Raw genomic sequence first — 23,415 nt, forward strand, 5'->3', positions numbered from 1 at the left:
CCAACCCCACCAAGCTGTTACTGTACCCCGATCAAAGCCCAACGCCTCTGGATCGGATGCCGACTTGATACGTCCCCTCCTGCTGTCTCTCAGCCTGGCCTTGAGCTTTCCCGCAGCCGCGATGGTGAGCGAAAGCCACGGATACGCGCAGTTCGGCACGCTCAAGTACCCAGCCACATTCACCCATTTCGACTGGGTCAACCCGCAAGCGCCCAAGGGCGGCACCTTGCGGGCGATGGCTTTCGGAACCTTCGACACCCTCAACCCCTACACCTTCAAGGGGTCGAGCCCGATTACCACGCCCAATTTCCAGCAGTACGGCATCAGCGAGCTGAACGAGCCGCTGATGGTCGGCACCGGCCAGTACGACCCGTCCGGCGACGAACCGACCTCCAGCTACGGCCTGATCGCCCGCTCGGTGGAGTACAGCGAGGACCGCAGCTGGGTGGTGTTCAACCTGCGCCCGGAGGCCCGCTGGCATGACGGCAAGCCGATCACCTCGGCAGACGTGGCCTTCTCTTACCGCACGCTGCTCAAGGATGGCCACCCGATCTACCGCACCAACCTGCAGGAAGTGCAGCGGGTGGACATCCTTGGCCCGCTGCGCATCCGCTTCGTGTTCAAGCGCGCCGGCAACCCGCTGCTGATCCTGCGCCTGGGCGAAATGCCGGTGCTGCCCAAGCACTACTGGCAAAAGCGTGACTTCAAGGCCACCACCTTCGAGCCTCCACTGGGCAGCGGCCCCTACCGCATCACCCAGGTCCAGCCTGGGCGCCGGTTGGTGTTCGAACGGGTAAAGAACTACTGGGGCAAGGACCTGGCGGTGAACCGTGGCAAGTACAACTTCAACCGCGTGGAATACGAGTTCTACCGCGACGCCACGGTCGCCTTCGAAGCATTCAAGGCCGGCGAGTTCGACATCTATATCGAGCACCAGGCGAAGAACTGGGCCAACGGCTACAACTTCCCGGCCGTGCGCCGGGGCGAGGTGATCAAGGCGCAGATCCCGCACCGCATCCCCACGCAAACCCAGGGCCTGTTCATGAACAGCCGCCGGGCCACCTTCAGCGACCCACGGGTACGCCAGGCGCTGGGGCTGATGCTCGACTTCGAGTGGACCAACCGCGCGCTGTTCAGCGGCGCCTACCGCCGCTCGACCAGCTACTATCCCAACAGCGAATTCGCCGCCACCGGCCTGCCCACCGGCAAGGAATGGCTGTTGCTGGCACCGTTTCGTGACCAGTTGCCGGCCAGCCTGTTCAGCGAACCTTACAAGGTCAGCCATACCGATGGCCGTGGCATCAACCGCCAGACCCTGCGCCAGGCCCTCGGCCTGCTCGCCGAGGCCGGCTGGAAGCTGAACGGCCAACGTCTGGTCGACAGCAAGGGCCAGCAGCTGCGCATGGAACTGCTGCTGGTAAACCCCAACCTTGAACGCATCCTGCAACCTTATGTCGAAAACCTGGCCAGCATCGGCATCGATGCGCGCTTGCGTACCGTGGACCGCGCCCAGTACAAACAACGCCTGGACCAGTTCGATTTCGACATGATTCTGATGACCCTGAACCAGACCCTGAGCCCGGGCCTCGAACAGTGGCTGTACTTCCACTCCAGCCAGGCAACCACCAAGGGCAGCAAGAACTATGCTGGGGTCAAGGACCCGGTGGTCGACCATCTGCTCGACACCCTGCTGGCCGCCCGCACCCGCGATGACCAGGTCGCCGCCGCCCGCGCCCTGGACCGCGTGCTCTCATGGCAGTACTACATGATCCCCAACTGGTACCTCGACAATCATCGCCTGGCCTACCGCAACCGGTTCGCCTTCGTCACCACGCCGCCCTACACCCTTGGGCTGAACCGGTGGTGGATCAAGACTTCGGAGAAAGCCCAATGACGCCAACGCACCGACTGCGCCGGTTGGCCGGCAGCCTGTTGCTTGCCTGCCTGAGCCTTCCCGCCCTGGCCGCACCGCAACACGCGCTCACCCTGTACGACGAGCCCCCAAAATACCCCGCCGACTTCAAGCACTTCGCCTACGTCAACCCTGACGCACCCAAGGGTGGCACCTTCCGCCAGTCCAGCTTCGGCGGCTTCGACAGCCTCAACCCGTTCATCAACAAGGGTGTGCCGGCCGAGAACATCGGCAGCATCTACGACACCCTGATGCGCCAAAGCCAGGACGAGCCGTTCACCGAGTACGGCCTGGTGGCCGGCAAGATCGAAAAAGCCCCGGACAACAGCTGGGTGCGCTTCTACCTGCGCCCCGAGGCACGCTTCCACGACGGCCACCCGATGCGCGCCGACGACGTGGTGTTCACCTTCAATGCCCTGATCAAGGACGGCGCGCCGCTGTACCGCCAGTACTATGCCGACGTCGCTGAAGTAGTCGCCGAAGACCCGCTGACGGTAGTGTTCACCTTCAAGCACAAGAACAACCGCGAGCTGCCGCTGATTCTCGGCCAACTGCCGGTACTGCCCAAGCACTGGTACGAAAGCCGCGAGTTCAACCGCGGCAACCTGGAAATCCCGCTGGGCAGCGGCCCTTACAAGGTTGCCGAGGTCAAGGCCGGGCGCTCGGTGCGCTACGAGCGAGTCAAGGACTACTGGGCCAAGGACCTGCCGATCAACCGCGGCTTCTACAACTTCGACGTGATGACCTTCGACTCCTACCGCGACACCACTGTCGCCCTGGAAGCACTCAAGGCCGGTGCGTTCGACTATGCGCTGGAAGTCAGCGCGAAGAACTGGGCCACCGCCTACAACGTACCCGCCGTGCGCGATGGCCGCCTGATCAAGGAAGAGTTGCCCAACGGCAACCCCACGGGCATGCAGGGCTTCATCTTCAACATCCGCCGACCGGTGTTCCAGGACGTGCGCGTGCGCCAGGCGCTGAGCCTGCTGCTGGACTACGAGTGGACCAACAAGCAGCTGTTCAACGGCGCCTACACCCGCACCGGCAGCTACTTCGAAAACTCGGAAATGGCCGCCCGCGGCCTGCCCAGCCCCAGCGAACTGAAAATCCTCGAACCGCTACGTGGCAAGGTCCCCGAGCAGGTATTCAGCGAAGCCTTCCGCAACCCGGTCAGCGACGGCAGCGGCATGATCCGCGAACAGCAGCGCCAGGCCTACAAGCTGCTGCAGGAAGCCGGCTGGAAAATCGTCGACGACAAGATGGTCGACGCCCAGGGCAAGCCGGTGAGCATCGAGTTCCTGCTGGCACAGACCGAGTTCGAACGCATCCTGCTGCCGTTCAAGCGCAACCTCGCCGACCTTGGCATCGACCTGAACATCCGCCGGGTCGACGTGTCCCAGTACATCACCCGCCTGCGCTCGCGCGACTACGACATGATCGTCGGTGGCTACCCGCAGTCCAACTCGCCGGGTAACGAGCAGCGCGAGTTCTGGTCCAGTGCCGCCGCCGACAACCCCGGCAGCCGCAACTTCATCGGCTTGCGCGACCCTGCCATCGACCAACTGGTGGAACAGCTGATCAATGCCGATTCGCGGCAGAGCCTGATCGACCACTGCCGGGCCCTCGACCGCGTGCTGCTGTGGGGCTACTACGTGATCCCCAACTGGCACATCAAGACCTGGCGCGTGGCCTACTGGAACCACATCGGCCACCCGGACGTCTCGCCCAAGTACGACATCGGCATCGACACCTGGTGGATCAAGCCCGGCGTAACCCCGGCCGCCAACGCAGCCGCTGCGGACGAGGCCGAATAACATGCTGGCCTACATCCTGCGCCGCCTGCTGCTGATCATCCCGACCCTGTTCGGCATCCTGATCATCAACTTCATCATCGTCCAGGCCGCCCCCGGCGGCCCGGTCGAGCAGATGATCGCCAAGCTCGAAGGTTTCGAAGGCGCCACCAGCCGCATTGCCGGTGGCGGTGCCGAAGTGTCCGTGGCCGGCTCCAACTACCGTGGAGCCCAGGGCCTGGACCCGGCACTGATCGCCGAGATCGAACGCATGTACGGCTTCGACAAGTCGCCGCCCGAGCGCCTGTGGATCATGATCAAGAACTACGCCCGGCTGGACTTCGGCGACAGCTTCTTCCGCGATGCCAAGGTCATCGACCTGATCATCGAGAAGATGCCTGTGTCAATTTCGCTGGGGCTGTGGAGCACGCTGATCATGTACCTGGTGTCGATCCCGCTGGGCATCGCCAAGGCCGTGCGCCACGGCAGCCATTTCGACGTGTGGACCAGTTCGGCGATCATCGTCGGCTATGCCATCCCGGCGTTCCTGTTCGCCATCCTGCTGATCGTGCTGTTCGCCGGCGGCAGCTACTTCGACTGGTTCCCGCTGCGCGGCCTCACCTCCAACAACTTCGACGAGCTGAGCACCACCGGCAAGGTGCTGGACTACTTCTGGCACCTGGTGCTGCCGATCACCGCGCTGGTCATCGGCAACTTCGCCACCATGACCTTGCTGACCAAGAACAGCTTCCTCGACGAGATCAACAAGCAATACGTGGTCACCGCCAAGGCCAAGGGCCTGAGCCGACCACGGGTGCTCTACGGCCATGTGTTCCGTAATGCCATGCTGCTGGTGATTGCCGGTTTCCCTTCGGCGTTCATCGGCATCTTCTTCACCGGTTCCTTGCTGATCGAAGTGATCTTCAGCCTCGACGGCCTCGGCCTGATGAGTTTCGAGGCGGCCATCAACCGTGACTACCCGGTGGTCTTCGGCACCCTGTTCATCTTCACCCTGCTGGGGCTGGTGGTGAAACTGATCGGCGACCTGACCTACACCCTGGTCGATCCACGCATCGACTTCGCCAGCCGGGAGCACTGACATGGCCTTGTCCCCCCTCAACCGCCGGCGCTTCGAGCGCTTCAAGGCCAACCGCCGTGGCTGGTGGTCGCTGTGGCTGTTCCTGATCCTGTTCGGCCTGAGCCTGGGCGCCGAACTGATCGCCAACGACAAGCCGATTGCCGTGCGCTACGACGGCGAATGGTACTTCCCTGCATTCAAGCGCTACCCGGAAACCACCTTCGGCGGCGAATTCCCGCTGGAAGCCAACTACAAGAGCCCGTACATCCGCGAACTGCTGGAGAAGAAAGACAGCTTCGTGCTGTGGGCACCGATCCCGTTCAGCTACCAGAGCATCAACTACGACCTGCGCGTACCCGCCCCGGCCCCACCGTCGGCGGACAACTGGCTGGGCACCGATGACCAGGGCCGCGACGTGCTGGCACGGGTGATCTACGGCTTCCGCATTTCCGTGCTGTTCGCCCTGACGCTGACCCTGCTCAGCTCCATCGTCGGCGTGATCGCCGGCGCCTTGCAGGGCTTCTATGGCGGCTGGGTCGACCTGGCCGGGCAACGTTTCCTGGAAGTCTGGTCGGGCCTGCCGGTGCTGTACCTGCTGATCATCCTCGCCAGTTTCGTGCAACCCAACTTCTGGTGGTTGCTGGGCATCATGCTGCTGTTCTCGTGGATGAGCCTGGTGGATGTGGTACGCGCCGAGTTCCTGCGCGGGCGCAACCTGGAATACGTACGCGCTGCTCGCGCGTTGGGGATGCGCAACGGCGCGATCATGTACCGGCACATCCTGCCCAACGCCATGATCTCGACCATGACCTTCATGCCATTCATTCTCACCGGCGCCATCGGCACCCTCACCGCCCTGGACTTCCTCGGTTTCGGCCTGCCGCCGGGCGCACCATCGCTGGGCGAACTGGTGGCCCAGGGCAAGTCCAACCTGCAGGCCCCATGGCTGGGCATCAGCGCCTTCGCCGTGCTGGCGCTGATGCTGAGCCTGCTGGTATTCATCGGCGAATCCGCCCGCGATGCCTTCGACCCGAGGAAGTGACATGAGTGAACAGAACCTGATCGAAGTGCGCGACCTGGCGGTGGAGTTCGTCACCGGTGACCAGGCCCACCGCGTTGTGAACGGCATCAGCTTCGACATCCGCAAGGGTGAGACGCTGGCACTGGTGGGCGAGAGTGGCTCGGGCAAATCGGTCACCGCGCACTCGCTCCTGCGCCTGCTGCCCAACCCCCTGGCCCGCCACCCCAGCGGCAGCATCCGCTACGAGGGCAAGGACCTGCTGCAGCAGAACGAGAAGACCATGCAGCGCATTCGCGGCAACCGCATTGCAATGATCTTCCAGGAGCCGATGACCTCGCTGAACCCGTTGCACTGCATCGAGAAGCAGATCAACGAAATCCTCCTGCTGCACAAGGGCCTGACCGGCAAGGAGGCCACGGCGCGCACCCTGGAGCTGTTGGAGATGGTCGGCATTCCCGAGCCACGCAAGCGCCTGAAGGCCTTGCCCCATGAGCTGTCGGGCGGGCAGCGCCAGCGGGTGATGATCGCCATGGCCCTGGCCAACGAGCCGGAACTGCTGATTGCGGATGAGCCAACCACGGCGCTGGACGTGACTGTGCAGTTGAAGATTCTCGAACTGCTCAAGGAACTGCAGGCGCGTCTGGGCATGGCCCTGCTGCTGATCAGCCATGACCTGAACCTGGTGCGACGCATCGCCCACCGTGTGTGCGTGATGCAGCACGGGCAGATTGTCGAGCAGGCCGAATGCGCCAGGTTGTTCAGCGCACCGCAGCACCACTACACGCAGATGCTGATCAATGCCGAACCCAGCGGGCTGCCGGCGCACAACCCGGTGGGCGCGCCATTGCTGGAGGTGGATGACCTCAAGGTGTGGTTCCCGATCAAGAAGGGCCTGCTACGGCGCACGGTCGACCATGTGAAGGCGGTGGACGGGATCAACTTCAGCTTGCCGCAAGGGCAGACGCTGGGGATTGTCGGCGAGTCCGGGTCGGGCAAGTCGACTTTGGGCCTGGCGATCTTGCGGCTGATCTCCAGCCAGGGCGGCATTCGCTTTCATGGGCAGAACCTGGAAGGGCTGAACCAGAAGGCCGTGCGCCCGTTGCGGCGCGAGATGCAGGTAGTGTTCCAGGACCCGTTCGGCAGCCTGAGCCCACGCATGTGCGTGGAGGATATCGTCGGTGAAGGGTTGCGCATTCACCGCATTGGCACGGCGCAGGAACAGGAAGCAGCGATTATTGCGGCCCTGGAGGAAGTCGGGCTGGACCCACGCACACGGCATCGCTATCCGCACGAGTTTTCCGGTGGGCAGCGCCAGCGCATTGCCATTGCCCGGGCGTTGGTATTGAAGCCGGCGCTGATCCTGCTGGATGAACCTACGTCGGCGCTGGACCGCACGGTGCAGCGGCAGGTAGTGGAATTGCTGCGCAATCTGCAGCAGAAATACAACCTGACCTACCTGTTCATCAGCCATGACCTGGCGGTGGTCAAGGCGTTGAGCCACCAGTTGATGGTGATCAAGCATGGGCATGTGGTGGAGCAAGGGGATGCACAGGCGATCTTCCATGCGCCGCAGCATCCGTATACCCGGCAGTTGCTGGAGGCGGCGTTCTTGGAAGTTGAGGCAGGTTCGCCTTAAGTTTTGTAGAGTCCTCAAGATCGAGCGCCGCCCGCGCGGCGCTTCGCGGGTGTTCGTCTTGACACTTTCTGCGCCTGTGAGACCGAGCGCCACCACAGAAATCAAACCGGTCACCTCCCGCCCTGACGCAATCGGGCGCAGAACACCTGCCATGTCAGATTTAACCCCTTCCCTGTAGGCCATTTCCCAAACATACTCCTGCCGCGTGTTTTCCGTTGCGGCTGCTCTGGCTGAGCTCTAGTCTCGGTTGGTCGCTGAAGATCAGCGATACAGCTTTGACAGGCTGTGACGGTTAATTCACGCAGGCAGTCTCCGCTTCATGGTGGCTGTGCGTGTGGGCACGCTTGCGTGCGCCGGAACTTTTGCGTGATTTACCGCCGGTCTGTCAACCCACGTACAGCTGCCACCCGACTGTTTGACAGCAGACAGGTGGCCGCACAGCCAATGGTTAATCACGATGCTGAACATTGTCCCCGATCCACCCCACAACACCCATTCCCTCGAAGACACCCTGATCCAGGCCACCGACTACGCGCTATGCGCGGCCACTGTGGTGCATCAGGCCTTGCTACTGCAGCCCAAATCGCCGGCTTCGATCCTGATGATGACCTCGATGCATGAGCTGGAGGCGCTTCGGACTTTGCTTGAGTCGGCACTGGTTAAGGTGCAGATGCCCGCTGAGCCTCGGACTTTGCACTGAGGCTTTAGTGTTGCGTTGTCTGGGCTGGCCTCTTCGCGGGTAAACCCGCTCCCACAGTATCTCCACAGGCCTTGAGGTAGATGCAGTACCTGTGGGAGCGGGTTCACCCGCGAAAGGGCCCGTCCGGGCAGTCGAGAATTTTGAGGGAATTCAAAAATGACCAAAGAAGACACCCAATTCACTGTCGGTAAAACCACGTTCTACCAAGGCGAACACGGCACCCACCCACTGTTCCGCATAGAGCCCGGCATTCCCTGTCGCGATGCCCGCGAGCAATCTTCGGAGCTGATGGGCTATGTACGCGAACTGACCATCACCGGCCTGATGGATGAAAAACCGATGATGATCTGGGCTGCCCACTACCTGAGTGCGATGGCCAAGGCCCTCATGGATGACGCCGAGCTGGGCATGATGCGCTGATGCCGGGAATGCCTGGGACCGAATGTTGTGACGCCTCGAAGGAAAGTCACGCTACCCAGGCACCCAGCCATCATGAGGTATCGTTTCGTTTATTGCGATTTTCGAATATTTCGAATATAACTCGGTTAGGCTGTTGCACCGTCGCAGCAGCGCCACGATCGATATCCCACTGGAGATGCCCATGACCACCGCCGACCTCTCTCGCAAGATGCTTCCCGATGAGAAAGAGATTGCCGTGGCAGTCGAATCGAGCCGAACGCTAGCAGCCTTCCTCTCGACAAAATCAGATACCCAACGGATTGAGCTGCTCAATGAAGAGAATCAGCGCCAGGTTGTTGAAGTACCTACCTTCGCGCTGCGTCTGTTTGGCGAGATTCTCAGCGAGCTGGCTCTGGGGAACTCGGTCAAAGTCGTTCCAATCCACGCCGAATTGACTACCCAAGAGGCAGCAGACCTACTCAACGTCTCTCGGCCGTACTTGGTAAAACTGCTAGACGAATCTGTGATTCCTCACACAAAAACGGGTCGCCATCGTCGGGTCAAATTCTCCGACCTGGTTGCCTACAAGGACAAACGTGACGAGGTAAGCCGTGCCGCAATGGACGCGCTGGCAGCCGAAGCCCAGGAGTTACGGATGGGGTACGAATGAAGCACTCGCCCTTCACGGCCATTTACGACGCGAACGTTCTTTATCCTGCCCCACTCCGTGATTTCCTGATGAACCTTGCATTGACAGGTATTTACCGAGCACGTTGGTCAACGAAGATTCATGACGAGTGGAAACGCAATTTATTGCTCAACCGGCCTGACCTCACCCTCGAGCAAGTAGATCGGACGTCACGGCGAATGGACGCTGCTGTACCTGACGCACTCGTAACTGACTACGAGTCGCTGGTAGAAGGGCTGGACTTGCCAGATAAGGATGATCGACATGTCCTCGCTGCTGCAATCAAGTGCAACGCTTCCGTCATCGTCACCTTCAACCTGAAGGATTTCCCCGAAACGGCTCTCGACGTTTTCGATATCGAGCCCTTACACCCGGATGACTTCATCGCCGACCTGTGGGACCTGGACAAGGCAGCAGTACTTGAGGCTGCCCAGCGGCAGCGAATGTCCTTGAAAAACCCACCTCACAGCGTGCAGCAGTATCTCGACAGACTGCTTCAGCAAAAGCTTCCCGAGTCGGTGAAGTTGCTTTCAGAATTCAAATTCCTCCTCTGAACATGCTACTCAGACGCTTTCTTGGTCTGAAGGGTGTTTGGTAAGACCGCTCCCACAGTGGAAGCATACGCCCGCTAGACAGGTGATAGCTGGCAACCACTGCTCCGGGCAGCGAATCCAATTATCAAATTTTCTGACAACAATCGTCTTCCATCATCAGCCAGATCGGACATAAATTCTCCACCGTCAACCCCAGCAGCAACGGTAGAGCCCCATGTCCAGCCCACAACACCAGCCCGCCTCCCCTGCCCTGACCACGCTGATCCAGCGCTCCGGCCTGCCCAGCCCTGCGCTCGGCGAAGCCCAGGCACATGCCGTGCTGCAAACGCACTACGGCATTGCCGGCAACCTCTCGGCATTGGGCAGCCAACAGGACCTGAACTTCCGAGTAGACGCTCCACAAGGCCGTTTCGTGCTCAAGGCCTGCCACGGCAGCTACGCCCAGGTGGAACTGGAGGCCCAGCACGCCGCCCTGGCCTACCTGCGCGAACAGGGCTTGCCTGTGCCCGCCGTGCGCCCGGCTAGCGATGGCCAGATGCTGCTGGCGTTGGAAATAGACGGGCAACCGCTGCGCATGCGCCTGCTCGACTACATCGAAGGCCAGCCACTGACCCGCCTCAAGCACATGGAGCCACGCCTGATCGCCGAACTCGGCGGGCTCTGCGCGCGGCTGGACAAGGCCCTGGCCACTTTCGACCACCCGGGCCTGGCGCGCACCCTGCAATGGGACCCGCAACATGCCCAGGCACTGATCCAGCACCTGCTGCCCGTGCTGGGCAACGCCGAGCAACGCGCCCGTATCGAACGGGCCACCCAGCTGGCCGCCGAGCACCTGGCGCCGCTGGTCGACCAGCTGCCAAGCCAGGCCGTGCACCTGGACATCACCGACGACAATGCCGTCTGGGCCCGCGATGTCGAGCGCCAGTGGCAGTTGCAAGGGGTGATCGATTTCGGCGACCTGTTGCGCACATGGCGCATCGCCGACCTGTCGGTGACCTGCGCCGCATTGTTGCACCACGCCGAGGGCGACCCGCTGCGCATCCTGCCGGCCGTGCGTGCCTACCAGGCGCTCAATCCGCTGAGCGAAGCCGAACTGCGGGCGCTGTGGCCACTGGTGCTCAACCGCGCTGCCGTGCTGGTGCTGAGCAGCGAACAGCAACTCACCGTCGACCCCGGCAACCAGTACACCCGCGACAACATCGCCCATGAATGGGAAATCTTCGACACTGCCACCGCCGTACCTTTCGCGTTGATGGAAGCGGCCATCCTGCAAGCTGCGGGCCTGCAGCCAGCCACGCCGGACCTGAGCGGCTGCGCCCTTCTGCTCCCTGAACTGGGTCGGCAGGCAGTGACGCGCGTCGATCTGGGCGTGCTCAGCGTGCATTGCGAGGCGGGCAACTGGGAGCAACCGGGCTTCGACCAGCACCTGCTGACCACGCAACAGGCCCCGGCCTGCAGCCTGCACGGGCAGTATCGCCTGTCGCAAACCCATATCGATCGCCCCGAAGAGCCTGCCACCTGTGCCCTGGGCGTCGAGCTGCATGTACCCAACGGCAGCCTGGTGCAAGCGCCAGATGCCGGCACCTGGCAGCGCCATGGCGACGGCCGTGGCTGCCTGCGCAGCGCGCACTGGGCGTTGTGGCTGCAAGGCCTGGAAGACGCGCCTGCAGATGGCCAGGCCGTGGAAAAAGGCCAGTCGCTGGGCAGCAGTTGTGGCTTCCTCAGCGTGCAACTGTGCCTGGATAGCGGCATCCAGCCGCCGTTCTTCGCCACCCCATCCCAGGCAACCGCCTGGCTGGCCCTGTGCCCGTCGCCAGCTGCGTTGCTGGGCTTCGACTGCAATGCCGAGCCGCTGCCCGACCCGCAGGCACTGCTGGCCCGCCGCGACGCCAGCTTCGCCCGCTCGCAGAAGCACTACTACGCGCAACCGCCTCACATCGAACGCGGTTGGCGCAACTACCTGATCGACATGCAGGGCCGCTCGTACCTCGACATGCTCAACAACGTCGCAGTGCTGGGCCACGGCCACCCGCGCATGGTCGCCGAGTCGGCACGGCAGTGGTCGCTGCTGAACACCAACTCGCGCTTCCACTATGCGGCCATCACCGAGTTCTCCGAACGCCTGCTGGAGTTGGCACCCGAAGGCTTCGACCGGGTGTTCATGGTCAACAGCGGTACCGAAGCCAACGACCTGGCGATTCGCCTGGCCTGGGCCTACAGCGGCGGGCGCGACCTGCTCAGCGTGCTGGAGGCCTACCACGGCTGGTCGGTGGCCACCGATGCCATCTCCACTTCCATCGCCGACAACCCGCAGGCCCTGGAAACCCGCCCGGACTGGGTGCACCCGGTCGAGGCGCCGAACACCTTCCGCGGCCGCTTCCGTGGCGCCGACAGCGCCACCCACTACCTGCGTGACGTCGACGCCAAGCTGGCCGACCTCGACGCCCGTGGCCGCCAGTTGGCGGGCATCATCTGCGAACCGGTGTACGGCAATGCCGGTGGTATTTCGTTGCCGGCCGGTTACCTGCGCGAGGCCTATGCCAAGGTCCGCGCCCGGGGCGGTGTGTGCATCGCCGACGAGGTGCAGGTCGGCTATGGCCGCCTGGGCGAGTACTTCTGGGGCTTCGAGGAACAGGGCGTGGTGCCCGACATCATCACCATGGCCAAGGGCATGGGCAACGGCCAGCCACTGGGCGTAGTCATCACCCGTCGCGAGATCGCCGAAGCGCTGGAGGCCGAGGGCTACTTCTTCTCCTCGGCCGGCGGCAGCCCGGTCAGCTGCCGCATCGGCATGGCGGTGCTGGATGTGATGCAGGAAGAAGGCCTGTGGGACAACGCGCGCGATACCGGGCGCTATTTCAAGGCGCGCCTGCAGGCACTGGTCGACAAGCACCCGCTGGCCGGCGCGGCGCATGGTTCGGGCTTCTACCTGGGGCTGGAACTGGTGCGCGACCGCGCAACGCTGGAACCGGCAACCGAGGAAACCATGGCCCTGTGCAACCGCCTGCGTGACCTGGGCATCTTCATGCAGCCGACCGGTGATTACCTGAACATCCTCAAGATCAAGCCGCCGATGTGCACCACCCGGGCGAGCGTGGACTACTTTGTCGACAGCATTGATCGGGTGCTGGGTGAAGGGCTGTAGGTGCTTGGCTTTGGTTTTTCAGCGCCTGTGAGATCGAGCGCCGCCCGCGCGGCGCTTCGCAGCACAAGGCTGCTCCTACATTTGTTTCGGGCCAATAAATCCTGAGGCGAGGGCGCGCGGCCCCTTGGTGTCCACCTCGATATCGTGTCGGGCAAACAAGGCGGTCGCGTGCACTGGTACAGGCGTTACTGGCCCGAAACAGATGTAGGAGCAGCCTTGTGCTGCGAAGCGCCGCGCGGGCGGCGCTCGATCTCACAGGCGCTGACAATCCCCCGCCGAACCGCTCGGCACCCTGGTGCATTCTCAAACAAAAGCCCCATAATTTTCTTCCATAACACTCCCCGTCATCAGGTTTACTGACAATGGCCTTTACCAGCGACTCCCTGGCAATCTTCCTCGCGGTGCTGGAGGCAGGCTCGTTCTCTGCCGCCGCGCGCAAGCTGGGGCGTGTGCCTTCGGCCGTGAGCATGGCCATCGCCCAGCTGGAGGCGGAGCTGGACCTGGTGCTGTTCGACCGGGCCACGCGCAAAGCCTTGCCAACCAGCGCCGCCCTGGCCCTGGAGCCCCAGGCCAGGCAGGTGATCTGCCAGCTCAACCTGCTCGATGCCCAAGCCCTGCAACTGCACAAGGGGCTGGAAAAGCGCCTGACTATCGCCATGGCCCCCGAGCTGCAGACCGGCCGCTGGAGCCAGCCGCTGGAAACCCTCGCCCAGGAATTTCCCAGCCTGGAAATCGAGGTGCGTTCGGCCACCCAGGCCGAAGCCATCCGCCTGCTGCATGACGGTAGCGTGCAACTGGCACTGGTCTTCGAAAGGCCTGGCATCGACGAGCGCGAGTCATTCCTGGAAGCCGGCAGCCAGTTGCTGGTGGCCGTCGCCTCCCCCCGCCATCCGGCCGGGCAGAACAGCGGCACGCCGTTGCCGGAAGAGACTTTCGCCGAACAGCGGCAGATCATCGTGGCGTCGGGCAAGGCCACCGGGTCGGACCCACGCATGGTGCTGTCGCGGCGCATCTGGCTGACCGACAGCTACCTGGCCACGCTGGACCTGGTGCAATCGGGCCTTGGTTGGGCCTACCTGCCGCAGCCTTTGGTCGAGCCGTTGATTGCTTCGGGCGCGCTGGCGGAGGTGCGTTTCGACAACATGGCCAGCCGATTGCGCTTGTGGGTGGACATCATCTGGGTCAAGTCGCGCCCGTTGGGCCTGGGCGCGCGGCGTTACCTTGACGTGATGCGCCAATGCTTTGAAACAGAATCCCCGAGGTCCTGAGCGATACGACTGCCTCGTCCGACAGCGAAAAATCCTACAGCTGGTTAGGAAGCCGATAACTACCTGCAGCATTGATTCCCCGTTAGGTTTCTGCTCGCCATCAAGAAGAAAAGGAACTTCTCATGTCGAGCCAGTCCACGCAGGGCTACGTGCAGTCGGTCGATCACTTCGCCAACCAGCAGCGCCAACCAGAAGAAGCCCTCTACCTTTTACTGGACCCATTCGCCGGCTGCCCGCCTGAGCACCCGCTGGCCATCGCTGCCCTCAGCGAAGCGCTGGGTAGTGATGCCGTAACGCGCATCGACTGCAGCCGCCTGGTGCAGGATCCCGAGTGCTGGCCAGCTCTGGTGCGGCTCGCCGAACCCGGCGATGCGCCCACAGCCCTTGCCCTATTAAGCGCGACCTGCGCCGCTCGTGAATCGGCAGCTACCTGGCACCACGTGTGTGGCTGGCTGATCAGCGATCAACCCGCCGACCTCATCGCCCAGCACATCAGCCAACAGTGTCAGGTGCTGCACCAACCAGAACCGCACGGTATCACCGCCTGGTTCGAACCCGTGCGGCTGGCGCTGCTACGCGCGACCCTGAAAAACGCAGGCGAAGTCCTCGGGCCTGTTCGCAGCTGGCTACATCCCGATGGTTCTGGCAGTTGCGAGGTATTCGAGCGAGAACCCATGGCTGGCGAACTGGCCGTCCCCGAGGCCGTAAGGGCGACCCAGCACGTCGCACCGCAGATCATTCAACTGCTCGGTGCCTGGCATCGCCTGAGTGCCGTGCAGCATCCCCATGCACCCTGGCACTTCCCAGGTTCATCAGGCCTGCCGGAAAACGCACCCACCCATGCCATGAACCTGATCCTCAAGGCCTTCAGGCAAGGCCTGCGCGACCGTGCCGATATCCAGTGCATGTGCCTGCACATGCTCATGATTCACCCACTGCTCCTTCAGCACCCGACCATCCAGCACGAGGTGGAAAGGGCCGCGGCCGGCGAGCAGCGCCTGGCGGACCGCTTCGCCAGCTACGACGACTGCACCTGGTCGCACATCGTCGCCGGCCTGCCGAAGGCAAGGAGTTACCCATGAGTATCAGCAAAGCCATCCACATCGCCATGCAGGAAGAGATCCCCAACACCTACGGCACCTGCAATGCCTGCGAACGCTCCGGCCTGCCGATTCTACTGCTGCGCGAGGCCTACGCCCCACGCCCGGACACAGGGCGCCCCTATCGCCTGGCAGACGACAGCGAAATCATCTTCCACCCGGCGCACACCGACCAATTGCGCCTCCTGCGCCAAGGTTATGTCTACGTACTGCTCGACCAGGAAATCTGGCAGGCCTACGAGGTGGCGGCGGAAGGTACCTTGCGGCGCTTCCCGGTGTCGCAGATGCCCTTTGGGCCACCCAGGTCGTTACCCAAGGTATGCGCCACCGAAGGCCACGATGTGATTGCCTCGTTCATCAACATCGATACCCTGCTCTACCGCAAGGCCTGGATCGCCTTCGCCAACGACCCCTGGCCCCGTTCGGTACTCGACCGCTATCGGCAAGGCATCGCCGACAGTGACCCGGGCACCCTCGCCCGCTTCGTCGAGGTGGACCTGAACACCGCACGCAACGACCCTGCCAGCCTCGGCATCGCCATGACCGACAGCTTTCGCTTCGGCCTGGAACAGGTGCTGGAGTTCTCGACCTTTTCTTCTGCCAGGTTTACCAGCGTCCATGGCTTTTACAGCCGCCTGGGCCGCTGGCATGAAACCCGCACGCATGTGCGCAATGTCATCCAGCAGGAACAACTGCCCAATGGCGTGCTGGCGCTGACGCTGCCCGACCCGGTCGGCATGGTCATGGAGCTCAACGCGCAACGCACTGGCTGGGTGCAGGCCCTGCAGGAATGGCGGGCGCAGCCGCAGCGGCACTTCGAATACTTCACCTCGCAAGCACTACTGGGCATCCGCGAATTGCACGCGGCCATGGCTGCCGTGCAAGGTGCCGAGGACGCGCAGCGGGAAGCCCGGCAGATCGAGCAGTGGAACGACAGCCCGATCGCGGCCAAGGCGTATCTGCCGCCGGTGGACATCGACGCGCAGACCGAACGCAACACCGCGCGCAAGCAGCAGGACGCCCGCGAGCGGCTGGAAGAGCGTTACGACGAAAGCGCCCGCGCCGCGTTCCAGGCCGATTACGACCGCGAACTGAAAAACTGGCAGTCGATGATCGACCAGGTTGGCGATCTGTATGCGCGGCACTATGCCAAGCGGGCTTTTCAGCAGATCGGCTACTACGACTATGACGCGACCTCCCCCGTTTCGGTGGAGTACTTCATCCAGATGATGGCCGCCTGCCTGGCCGGCGGGCCCACTGAAACCTTGCCGCAGGAGGGTCAGCCGCTCGGGATCACCCAGCATATCTGGCAGCAGCTGCTGGAAGACGACCGCAGCCTGTTGTACCAGGCACTGCTGGCCAAGAATCAGAAGCTGATGCAGCAGGTGGCCAGGGCGCTGTCCGGGGACGACTTCGGCAAGGTGTACGACATCATCAAGGGCATCGCCGGTACCGCCGATGGCCAACTGCTGATGATCAAGCCGATACAGGATGCCGTTGGCCAGTTGCTGGCCGCGACCAACAGCGCAGGGAATGCGCTCAGCCAGCACCTGAGTGAACGGACCAAGACCCTGATCGGTCATGTGCATCGCTCGGCGTTTGCACTGTTCGCCGGGCAGCAGGTAACGCCGCTGCGGGTGTCGCTGACAGTGGGCGAATACATGAGCCTGCTCAATGAAGCCCTGGAAGCGCGGACCGATGCGTTTCTGCAGCAGGTAGACAAGCAGTTCCGTGATCCCCTGGGCCGCAAGGTGCGGGCCATGGTGCTGAGTGGGGCGATCAATATTGCGGCAGCGGGTAACCGTAGCCAGATGATCGAGGTGATGCTCTGGACGCTCGAAAGCGCCGAGAGCCTGCAGGCGCGGCTGGTGCAGTTGCGCGAGGGTGCAGCCGGCGGCGTCGGGGCGCTGGTACGCAATGTTGCGATTGGTGCGGGTACGCTGCGTGCGCAGGTTACGGGTGGTTTGAAGATCAGTTCTACGGCCGCGCAAAGCGTGGCAAGCGATGCGATGCGCAGCCTGCGGGATGCTGCAGCGAGCAGTGGAAGTGTGAAGCTGATGCTTGCCTTGGGGGGCATATGGTTCCAGCAGGATAGTCTGGGCAAGAACTATCGGGCGTTGCAAGAAACACATCAGAACAATCCAGAGGCGCTTGCGGCGATCTGGTCTTCATCGCTTGGGTTGTTGGGAGTGAGTGTCGAAGTGGCAGGCCTTGCTGTCACACTTGTACGACCGAAGATACCGTGGCCCGGAACGGTAACCATAGCTTCACTAGGAAAGAACCTAGCCAAGTATGGCGGCGCCATCACTGCACTCGCCAATGCCATGGATGCAGTGCAATACGTGAATGCGCTCGCCAGAACTAATAACCAAGGGGACAGCACCTCTGCAAACCAGTACGCTCGCGCGGCCGTGCTTGCTACAGTTTCCACTGTCTCTGGTATTTACTCGGCATTATTCGCAAGTTCGCTACTCGGCCCCTTAGGCTTTACGATCATCCTTGGTCTGGCAGCCTATACGCTGGCGATGGATGCCAAAAATCAAGAATCTTCACTATTAGAGCTTTGGTCCCGACATAGTAGATGGGGAACACCAGAGGAACATCGGCGCTGGATGAATCCACAAGATCTGGATACCGCAATTGGCTCACTGAACGCGGCAGCCTTGGGAGTTCAAGCGCAGGCTTCAATTGAGACAAGATTTCAACCAACTCACAGTACGCACACGCCAGACCAAACAAAAGCCTTCATCAGCGATGACGCTGCTGTCGCGGCAGGCTTTTATCTCGATTTGTACATAAGCTTGCCAAATTTCAGTACTGAAGACGCACAGTACAAATGGCAACTGACTGTATACCCAGCAGGGCAAAATCGACTGCCTTTTTATCTCTCTGGTAATAGTTCACATCCAAAAGTAGTCGAATACGTGCCCGAAGAAACCAAAAAAATCTTTGCTAGCCCTGAAAGCGTCAGCGAACGAATAATTTTTAAAACCACCGATAAGACCCTGCACATCAGCACTTCAATTCCACTACTGGAAAACCATTGTACAAAAGCTATTGAGCTAACGCTCACTTATTGGCCCAACAAGCATGACATGTCAGGTTATGCAAAAGTGACAATGAGAGAAAACAATCTATCCTCGCTAAGGAGTCTATTCTAATGGCCCGCCCGCACCTTAACCCGCCATGTACAGGATGGATAGAGGACCTACCCCATCCTGACATTCCCATTGCGATCGAAGCCAGCCTGGGCAATCAATCCCCTAACCATCAGGATCTTATCTACCTTGAAGTACCCAGACCCCTCGGTTGGGCAAGAGAAGTAATGGCTTTCCTTTCGCTTCCAACTATCGCCATCACCACCCCTCTGTTCAGTTTCATAAACTCCAACTTAGAACGGAGAGACTTCGAATCCGTGCTAATTGATATATTAATACTTGCATGCGGAGTATGGGCATCCGTATTTTGCCTTCGAGTAAGCATATCCCCACCCCGAGATGAACCCCTTCGCTTCAACCGAGTACGTAAAAAATTGTATGCATACAATTTCAAGTACTGCTGGTGGAACCCCTTCACGAACTGGAAAGTAGAAACAGTTTGCTACGACTGGTCCCAAGTCCGCGCCGAGCGCTGGTCCCAGGCCGGCGCACTGCCAAACGGTGGGTTAATTTTCAAATGGGGTGTCACACTCTCCATCGTTGCACCAGGCACAAACAATGTCATCGACCGTTTTCCTCTGGTTACGATGGGGGCCGACCAGCATGCCTGGGCCTACATCTGCACCTACATGCAGGAAGGCCCCTCAGCCCTGCCACCACCCGGGGAACCCAAGGATCACAACGATGTGCTCTGGTGTGAGTTCGCCCTGCGCCTGGCACCCCGAGTAGAGTGGCCAGCGGAAATGGATCTGGAGTCGAGAACCGCCCCCTGAACTTACTGTGTTGCGCTGCTTGCGTTGGCCCCATCGCCGGCATGCCAGCTCTCATAGAACTGCACATAACTCATTGAATTAGCAGGGACCCTGTGGGAGCGGGCACGCCCGCTCCCACAGGGATTACATGGTGGGCGCCACCAACCTGTATCCCACCCCTGGCTCGGTGATGATGAACCGCGGCGCCGTGGGGTCATCTCCCAACTTCTGCCGCAGATGCCCGACCACTATCCGCAGGTAATGGGTGTCATCCACATGGGTAGGCCCCCAGATATCCTTGAGCAGTTGCTGCTGGGTAATCACCCGCCCCGGGTGCCCGGCCAGTTGCGCCAGCAACGCATACTCCTTGCGGGTCAGCGCCACTTCCACGCCATCCAGGGTCACCCGGCGAAAGGCAAAGTCCACCATCAGCGGCCCAAAGCTGGCCGCCACTTCCGAGCCACCGGCCTGCGGCACCTGGCGCAGCAAGGCACGCACCCGCGCCAGAAACTCCTGGATGCCGAACGGCTTGGTCACATAGTCGTTGGCTCCACCATCCAGCGCATCGACCTTCTGCACTTCACTCGCGCGCACCGACAACACCAGCACCGGCACCGCGCTCCATTCGCGCAGGTCACGCAGTACCTGCTGGCCGTCCATGTCCGGCAGGCCCAGGTCGAGTACCACCAGGTCCGGCTTGCCCAGCGCCGCCTGGGCCAACCCTTCCGCGCCGGTGGCGGCCTCGAGCACCTTGTAGCCTTGCGAGGCCAGGCTGATGCGCAGGAACTTGCGGATCTGCGGTTCATCGTCGATGACCAGGAGGGTGGCGGACTGACTCATGGGGTTTCGCTTTCGGTTTCAGGTTGAGGGGGCAGCGGCAAGCATAAAGTGATGCTGGTGCCCTGGCCATCGATGCCTTCGCCCACGAGGATCTGGCCGCCATGGGCGCCGATCATGCCCTGGCAGATCGCCAGGCCCAGGCCGGTGCCCTGCCCGCCGCGGTCACCGCGAGCGGCGGTGTAGAACATGTCGAAGATCTTCTCGCGGTCTTCCACGGGAATACCGGGGCCCTGGTCGCTGACGGCAAAGCACAACCGGGCGTCCTGCACCGACACCTGCAGCTCCAGCCGGCCATTGGCTGGCGAGAAGCGCGCGGCATTTTCCAGCACGTTGACCAGCGCCTGCTCGATCAACGCCGCATGCACGAACAGCAACGGCAGCTCGGCCGGCACGTCGGTGTGTACCCGCAGCGGCGCCAGCACCGCGCGCAGGCGGTTGAGTGCACTGCCGACGATGTCGGCAGGCGCCACCCAGTCGCGGGCCAGCTTGAGGCCGCCGTGGCCCAGGCGGGTCATGTCGAGCAGGTTCTGGATGTAGCGGTCGAGGCGTTCGGCCTCGTTGCGGGTGCCCTCCAGCAGTTCGCGGCGGTCGGCGGCGGGGATCGCCTCGCCCAGCGCCAGCAGGCTGTCGATGCTACCGCGCATGGCGGTCAGCGGGGTACGCAAGTCATGGGAAACGGACGCCAGCAAGGCGCTGCGCAGCTGCTCGGTTTCGCCATGCAGCCGCGCGGCCTCCAGTTGTTCGGCCAGCCGGGCGCGGGCCAGGGCCTGGGCCAGTGGTTGGCCAAGGGCGGTGAGCAGGCGCCGGCGCGGGTCGCTGAGAGGCTGGCCGGAGCGTGAGCGCACACCAAGCAATGCCAGGGGCTGCTCATCCACCGCCAGTGGCCACCACCACCAGCGGCCATTGGGCAGGGTGTCGCTGCCATGACCGGCGGCCTGGCCGTGCTGCCAGGCCCATTCTGCAGCGGCGCGTTCGTTATCGCTGAAAGCATGGGCTTCGCCGCTGACCACCTGCAACTGGCCTTCGACATTGCGCTCCAGCAGGCACACCTGCATGTCCTGCCAACCGTCCAGGTGCTGGCCGGCGGCGTTGAACACCGCCTGGCGGTCGGTGGCCACGGTCAGCCGGCGCGACAGGTCGAGCAACTGGCTGGTCTGCGCCTGGGTCTCGCGCAGCGCCTGCAACTGGCGGCGCTGGCGGGCGGCCAGGTTGCCGGTGAGCGCGGCCATCAACAGGAAGAACACCAGGGTCAGCACGTCTTCTTCGCGCTGGATCCTGAACGACAGGTTGGGCGGGATGAACAGGAAGTCGTAGGTCAGGAACGACAGCACCGCGCAGGCCAGCGCAGGCCCCAGGCTGCTGCGCACTGCCACCAGCAACACCGCGGCCAGGAACACCAGCGATATGTTGGGCAGCGCCAGCACACTCGACACCGCCCAGGCCAGGCCTGCGGCCATGACCGTGGCCAGCAGCGCCAGCAGGTAATGGCGCCAGACCCACACCCGCCGTACCGCCGAACGCGGCGCTTGCGGCTGCGCGTCGCGGTCCAGCACGTTGATTTCCAGGCCGTGGCTTTCGCGCAGCAGCCGCGCGGCCACACCGGCACCGAACAGGCGCCGGCGCAGGCGGTCGCGGGACTGCCCGACCAACACCAGGCTGGCCCGCCGTTCGGCGGCATGCTGGATCAGTGTGCGCACCACTTCGCCGGCACGCAGCAGTACCACCTCCCCGCCGAGGCGTTCGGCCAGTTGCTGGGCAGCTTGCAGGCGCTGGCGTGCGGTTTCGTCGCGCAGGCGGCCGTTGTCCACGTGCACCAGGCTCCAGGGCAGGTGGCGGCGTTGCGCCACGCGGCTGGCATGGCGCACCAAACGTTCCGCCTGGTCGTCGCCATCCACGCCCACCAGCAAGCGCCCACGCAGGGCCGGGGCTTCCTGGCCGCGCTGGCGATAGCCGTGGGCAAGGTCGGCATCCACCTGGGCGGCAGCGGTCTGCATGGCCAGCTCGCGCAGGGCGGTAAGGTTGGTTTGCGAGAAGAACGCATCAATGGCGGCCCGCGCCTGCTCGGGCACGTACACCTTGCCTTCGCGCAGACGTTCGAGCAGCTCGCGGGGTGGCAGGTCGATCAGCACCAGCTCGAAGGCTTCCTGCAGCACCCAGTCCGGAAGGGTTTCGCGCACTTGCACGCCAGTAATGTCGCGGACCTTGTCGTTGAGGCTTTCCAGGTGCTGGACGTTGACCGTGGTGTACACATCGATGCCGGCGGCCAGCAGTTCCTGTACGTCCTGCCAGCGTTTGGCGTGGCGGCTGCCGGGCACATTGGTGTGGGCCAGTTCGTCGACCAGCACCAGGGCCGGCGCGGCCTTGAGAAGGCCGTCGAGGTCCATTTCCTCGAGGGTGACGCCGCGGTACTGGCTGCGCAGCAGGGGCTGTTGCTGAAGGCCAGCGAGCAATACCTCGGTTTCGGCACGGCCATGGGTTTCAACCACCCCGGCCAGCACCTGCACGCCCTGGCGTTGCTGGGCGTGGGCAGCCTGGAGCATGGCGAAGGTCTTGCCGACGCCGGGGGCGGCGCCAAGGAACACCTTCAACCGCCCCCGGCCGCTTCGCGGGAGGGTAGCCAACAGCGCGTCTGCGCGGGCGGAGTCACTCATCTTTCATCCTTTGGTGTGGCGGCGTCCTGCAGCCTCTTTTGGGCCTGCTTCGCAGGCCTTCGCGGGCTTGCCCGCTCCCACAGGGTGATCGCAATACTCGGAAGCTGCGCTGTACCTATGGGAGCGGGCAAGCCCGCGAAGGGCCGCAAAGCGGCCCCCATATCAGTGGCCCAGATGCTCAAGTGCCTGGTTCAAGGCCAGCACATTGACCACCGGCGGGCCGATCAATGGGTGGAGGGTGGCCTCTTCCAGCAAGCCTTGCAAGCGCTCCACCGGCAACTGCCGTGCCGCGGCCACCCGAGGGATCTGGTAGGCCACGGCCTCCGGAGGCAGGTGCGGGTCGAGGCCGCTGCCCGAGGTGGTGAGCAGCGCCTGGGGCACCGGCCCCTGCTGCGCCTGGTACAACGCAGCCGCATCGCCCTTGACCCGCTCGGCCAGCGCCGGGTTGCTCGGCGACAGGTTGCTGGCGCTGCTGGCCACGGTGGCGTAGGCGCCTGCCGATGGCCGCGCGTGGAACCAGCCATCGCCCTGGAAATCCTGGGCGATCAGCGCCGAGCCACGTACCTGGCCCTGGTCATCGCGCACCAGGCTGCCATTGGCCTGGCTGGGGAAAATCACCTGGGCAATACCGGTCACCGCCAGCGGATACAGCGCGCCGGTCACCAAGGTCATCAACAGGGCCAGGCTCAATGCCGGGCGTACATAAGCATTCATGGTGGCCTC

Annotated in this window: 17 protein-coding genes; 14 read left to right on the forward strand and 3 right to left on the reverse strand. The window is 62.9% G+C overall.

Features of this window, described 5'->3' with window-relative positions:
- Nucleotides 1–64 precede the first annotated feature (64 nt).
- The 14 genes from GYA95_RS13970 (at nt 65) to GYA95_RS28205 (ending at nt 19,222) form a co-directional block, all read left to right on the forward strand.
- Nucleotides 65–1,894, forward strand: a complete 1,830-nt coding sequence (locus GYA95_RS13970) for an extracellular solute-binding protein (RefSeq protein ID WP_202982205.1) — start codon at nt 65–67, stop codon at nt 1,892–1,894.
- The gene (locus GYA95_RS13975; protein ID WP_015271067.1) at nt 1,891–3,726 is read left to right on the forward strand and encodes an extracellular solute-binding protein; all 1,836 of its coding nucleotides are present in this window, start codon (nt 1,891–1,893) and stop codon (nt 3,724–3,726) included. Before GYA95_RS13970 ends, GYA95_RS13975 begins: the two co-directional genes overlap by 4 nt.
- A 1-nt stretch (nt 3,727) precedes the next feature.
- Nucleotides 3,728–4,801: a microcin C ABC transporter permease YejB gene (locus tag GYA95_RS13980; RefSeq protein WP_009686399.1), complete on the forward strand. Its 1,074-nt coding sequence runs from the start codon at nt 3,728–3,730 to the stop codon at nt 4,799–4,801.
- 1 nt (nt 4,802) lies between these two features.
- Complete coding sequence (locus GYA95_RS13985) at nt 4,803–5,822, forward strand: ABC transporter permease (RefSeq protein ID WP_013973404.1); 1,020 nt, start codon at nt 4,803–4,805, stop codon at nt 5,820–5,822.
- A gap of 1 nt (nt 5,823) precedes the next feature.
- Nucleotides 5,824–7,437: an ABC transporter ATP-binding protein gene (locus tag GYA95_RS13990; RefSeq protein ID WP_161551412.1), complete on the forward strand. Its 1,614-nt coding sequence runs from the start codon at nt 5,824–5,826 to the stop codon at nt 7,435–7,437.
- 457 nt (nt 7,438–7,894) lie between these two features.
- The gene (locus tag GYA95_RS13995) at nt 7,895–8,137 is read left to right on the forward strand and encodes a hypothetical protein (RefSeq protein WP_015271069.1); all 243 of its coding nucleotides are present in this window, start codon (nt 7,895–7,897) and stop codon (nt 8,135–8,137) included.
- A gap of 156 nt (nt 8,138–8,293) precedes the next feature.
- Nucleotides 8,294–8,557 carry a DUF3077 domain-containing protein gene (locus GYA95_RS14000; protein WP_015271070.1) on the forward strand — a complete coding sequence of 88 codons (264 nt, stop codon included), beginning with the start codon at nt 8,294–8,296 and terminating at the stop codon, nt 8,555–8,557.
- A gap of 181 nt (nt 8,558–8,738) precedes the next feature.
- Nucleotides 8,739–9,206, forward strand: a complete 468-nt coding sequence (locus GYA95_RS14005) for a helix-turn-helix domain-containing protein (RefSeq protein ID WP_015271071.1) — start codon at nt 8,739–8,741, stop codon at nt 9,204–9,206.
- The gene (locus tag GYA95_RS14010) at nt 9,203–9,778 is read left to right on the forward strand and encodes a PIN domain-containing protein (RefSeq protein WP_015271072.1); all 576 of its coding nucleotides are present in this window, start codon (nt 9,203–9,205) and stop codon (nt 9,776–9,778) included. Before GYA95_RS14005 ends, GYA95_RS14010 begins: the two co-directional genes overlap by 4 nt.
- 214 nt (nt 9,779–9,992) lie before the next feature.
- The gene (locus GYA95_RS14015) at nt 9,993–12,923 is read left to right on the forward strand and encodes an aminotransferase (protein WP_015271073.1); all 2,931 of its coding nucleotides are present in this window, start codon (nt 9,993–9,995) and stop codon (nt 12,921–12,923) included.
- Between the two features lie 362 nt (nt 12,924–13,285).
- A complete protein-coding gene (locus GYA95_RS14020) occupies nt 13,286–14,191 on the forward strand; it encodes a LysR family transcriptional regulator (protein ID WP_013973410.1) in 906 nt (301 codons plus the stop codon).
- Between the two features lie 122 nt (nt 14,192–14,313).
- Entirely contained in the window at nt 14,314–15,273 is a 960-nt protein-coding gene (locus GYA95_RS14025) for a hypothetical protein (protein ID WP_015271074.1), read from the forward strand.
- Complete coding sequence (locus GYA95_RS14030) at nt 15,270–18,452, forward strand: T6SS effector BTH_I2691 family protein (protein WP_161551413.1); 3,183 nt, start codon at nt 15,270–15,272, stop codon at nt 18,450–18,452. Before GYA95_RS14025 ends, GYA95_RS14030 begins: the two co-directional genes overlap by 4 nt.
- Nucleotides 18,453–18,616: 164 nt before the next feature.
- Nucleotides 18,617–19,222 carry a DUF6708 domain-containing protein gene (locus tag GYA95_RS28205; protein WP_308700760.1) on the forward strand — a complete coding sequence of 202 codons (606 nt, stop codon included), beginning with the start codon at nt 18,617–18,619 and terminating at the stop codon, nt 19,220–19,222.
- A 123-nt stretch (nt 19,223–19,345) separates the two neighbouring features.
- Here GYA95_RS28205 and GYA95_RS14035 read toward each other — a convergent pair whose 3' ends face one another.
- The 3 genes from GYA95_RS14035 to kdpC all read right to left on the reverse strand — a co-directional run bounded on the left by GYA95_RS14035 (nt 19,346) and on the right by kdpC (nt 23,406).
- Nucleotides 19,346–20,041 (reverse strand): response regulator, encoded by a 696-nt coding sequence (locus tag GYA95_RS14035; protein ID WP_013973414.1) that lies wholly within the window; start codon nt 20,039–20,041, stop codon nt 19,346–19,348.
- Nucleotides 20,038–22,692, reverse strand: coding sequence for a sensor histidine kinase (locus GYA95_RS14040; RefSeq protein WP_015271076.1), 2,655 nt, complete (start codon nt 22,690–22,692; stop codon nt 20,038–20,040). Before GYA95_RS14040 ends, GYA95_RS14035 begins: the two co-directional genes overlap by 4 nt.
- A 162-nt stretch (nt 22,693–22,854) precedes the next feature.
- Nucleotides 22,855–23,406 carry a potassium-transporting ATPase subunit KdpC gene (gene kdpC / locus GYA95_RS14045; protein ID WP_015271077.1) on the reverse strand — a complete coding sequence of 184 codons (552 nt, stop codon included), beginning with the start codon at nt 23,404–23,406 and terminating at the stop codon, nt 22,855–22,857.
- Nucleotides 23,407–23,415: the final 9 nt, after the last annotated feature.

It is taken from the genome of Pseudomonas asiatica (genome assembly GCF_009932335.1).
Classification (GTDB): Bacteria; Pseudomonadota; Gammaproteobacteria; order Pseudomonadales; family Pseudomonadaceae; genus Aquipseudomonas; species Aquipseudomonas asiatica.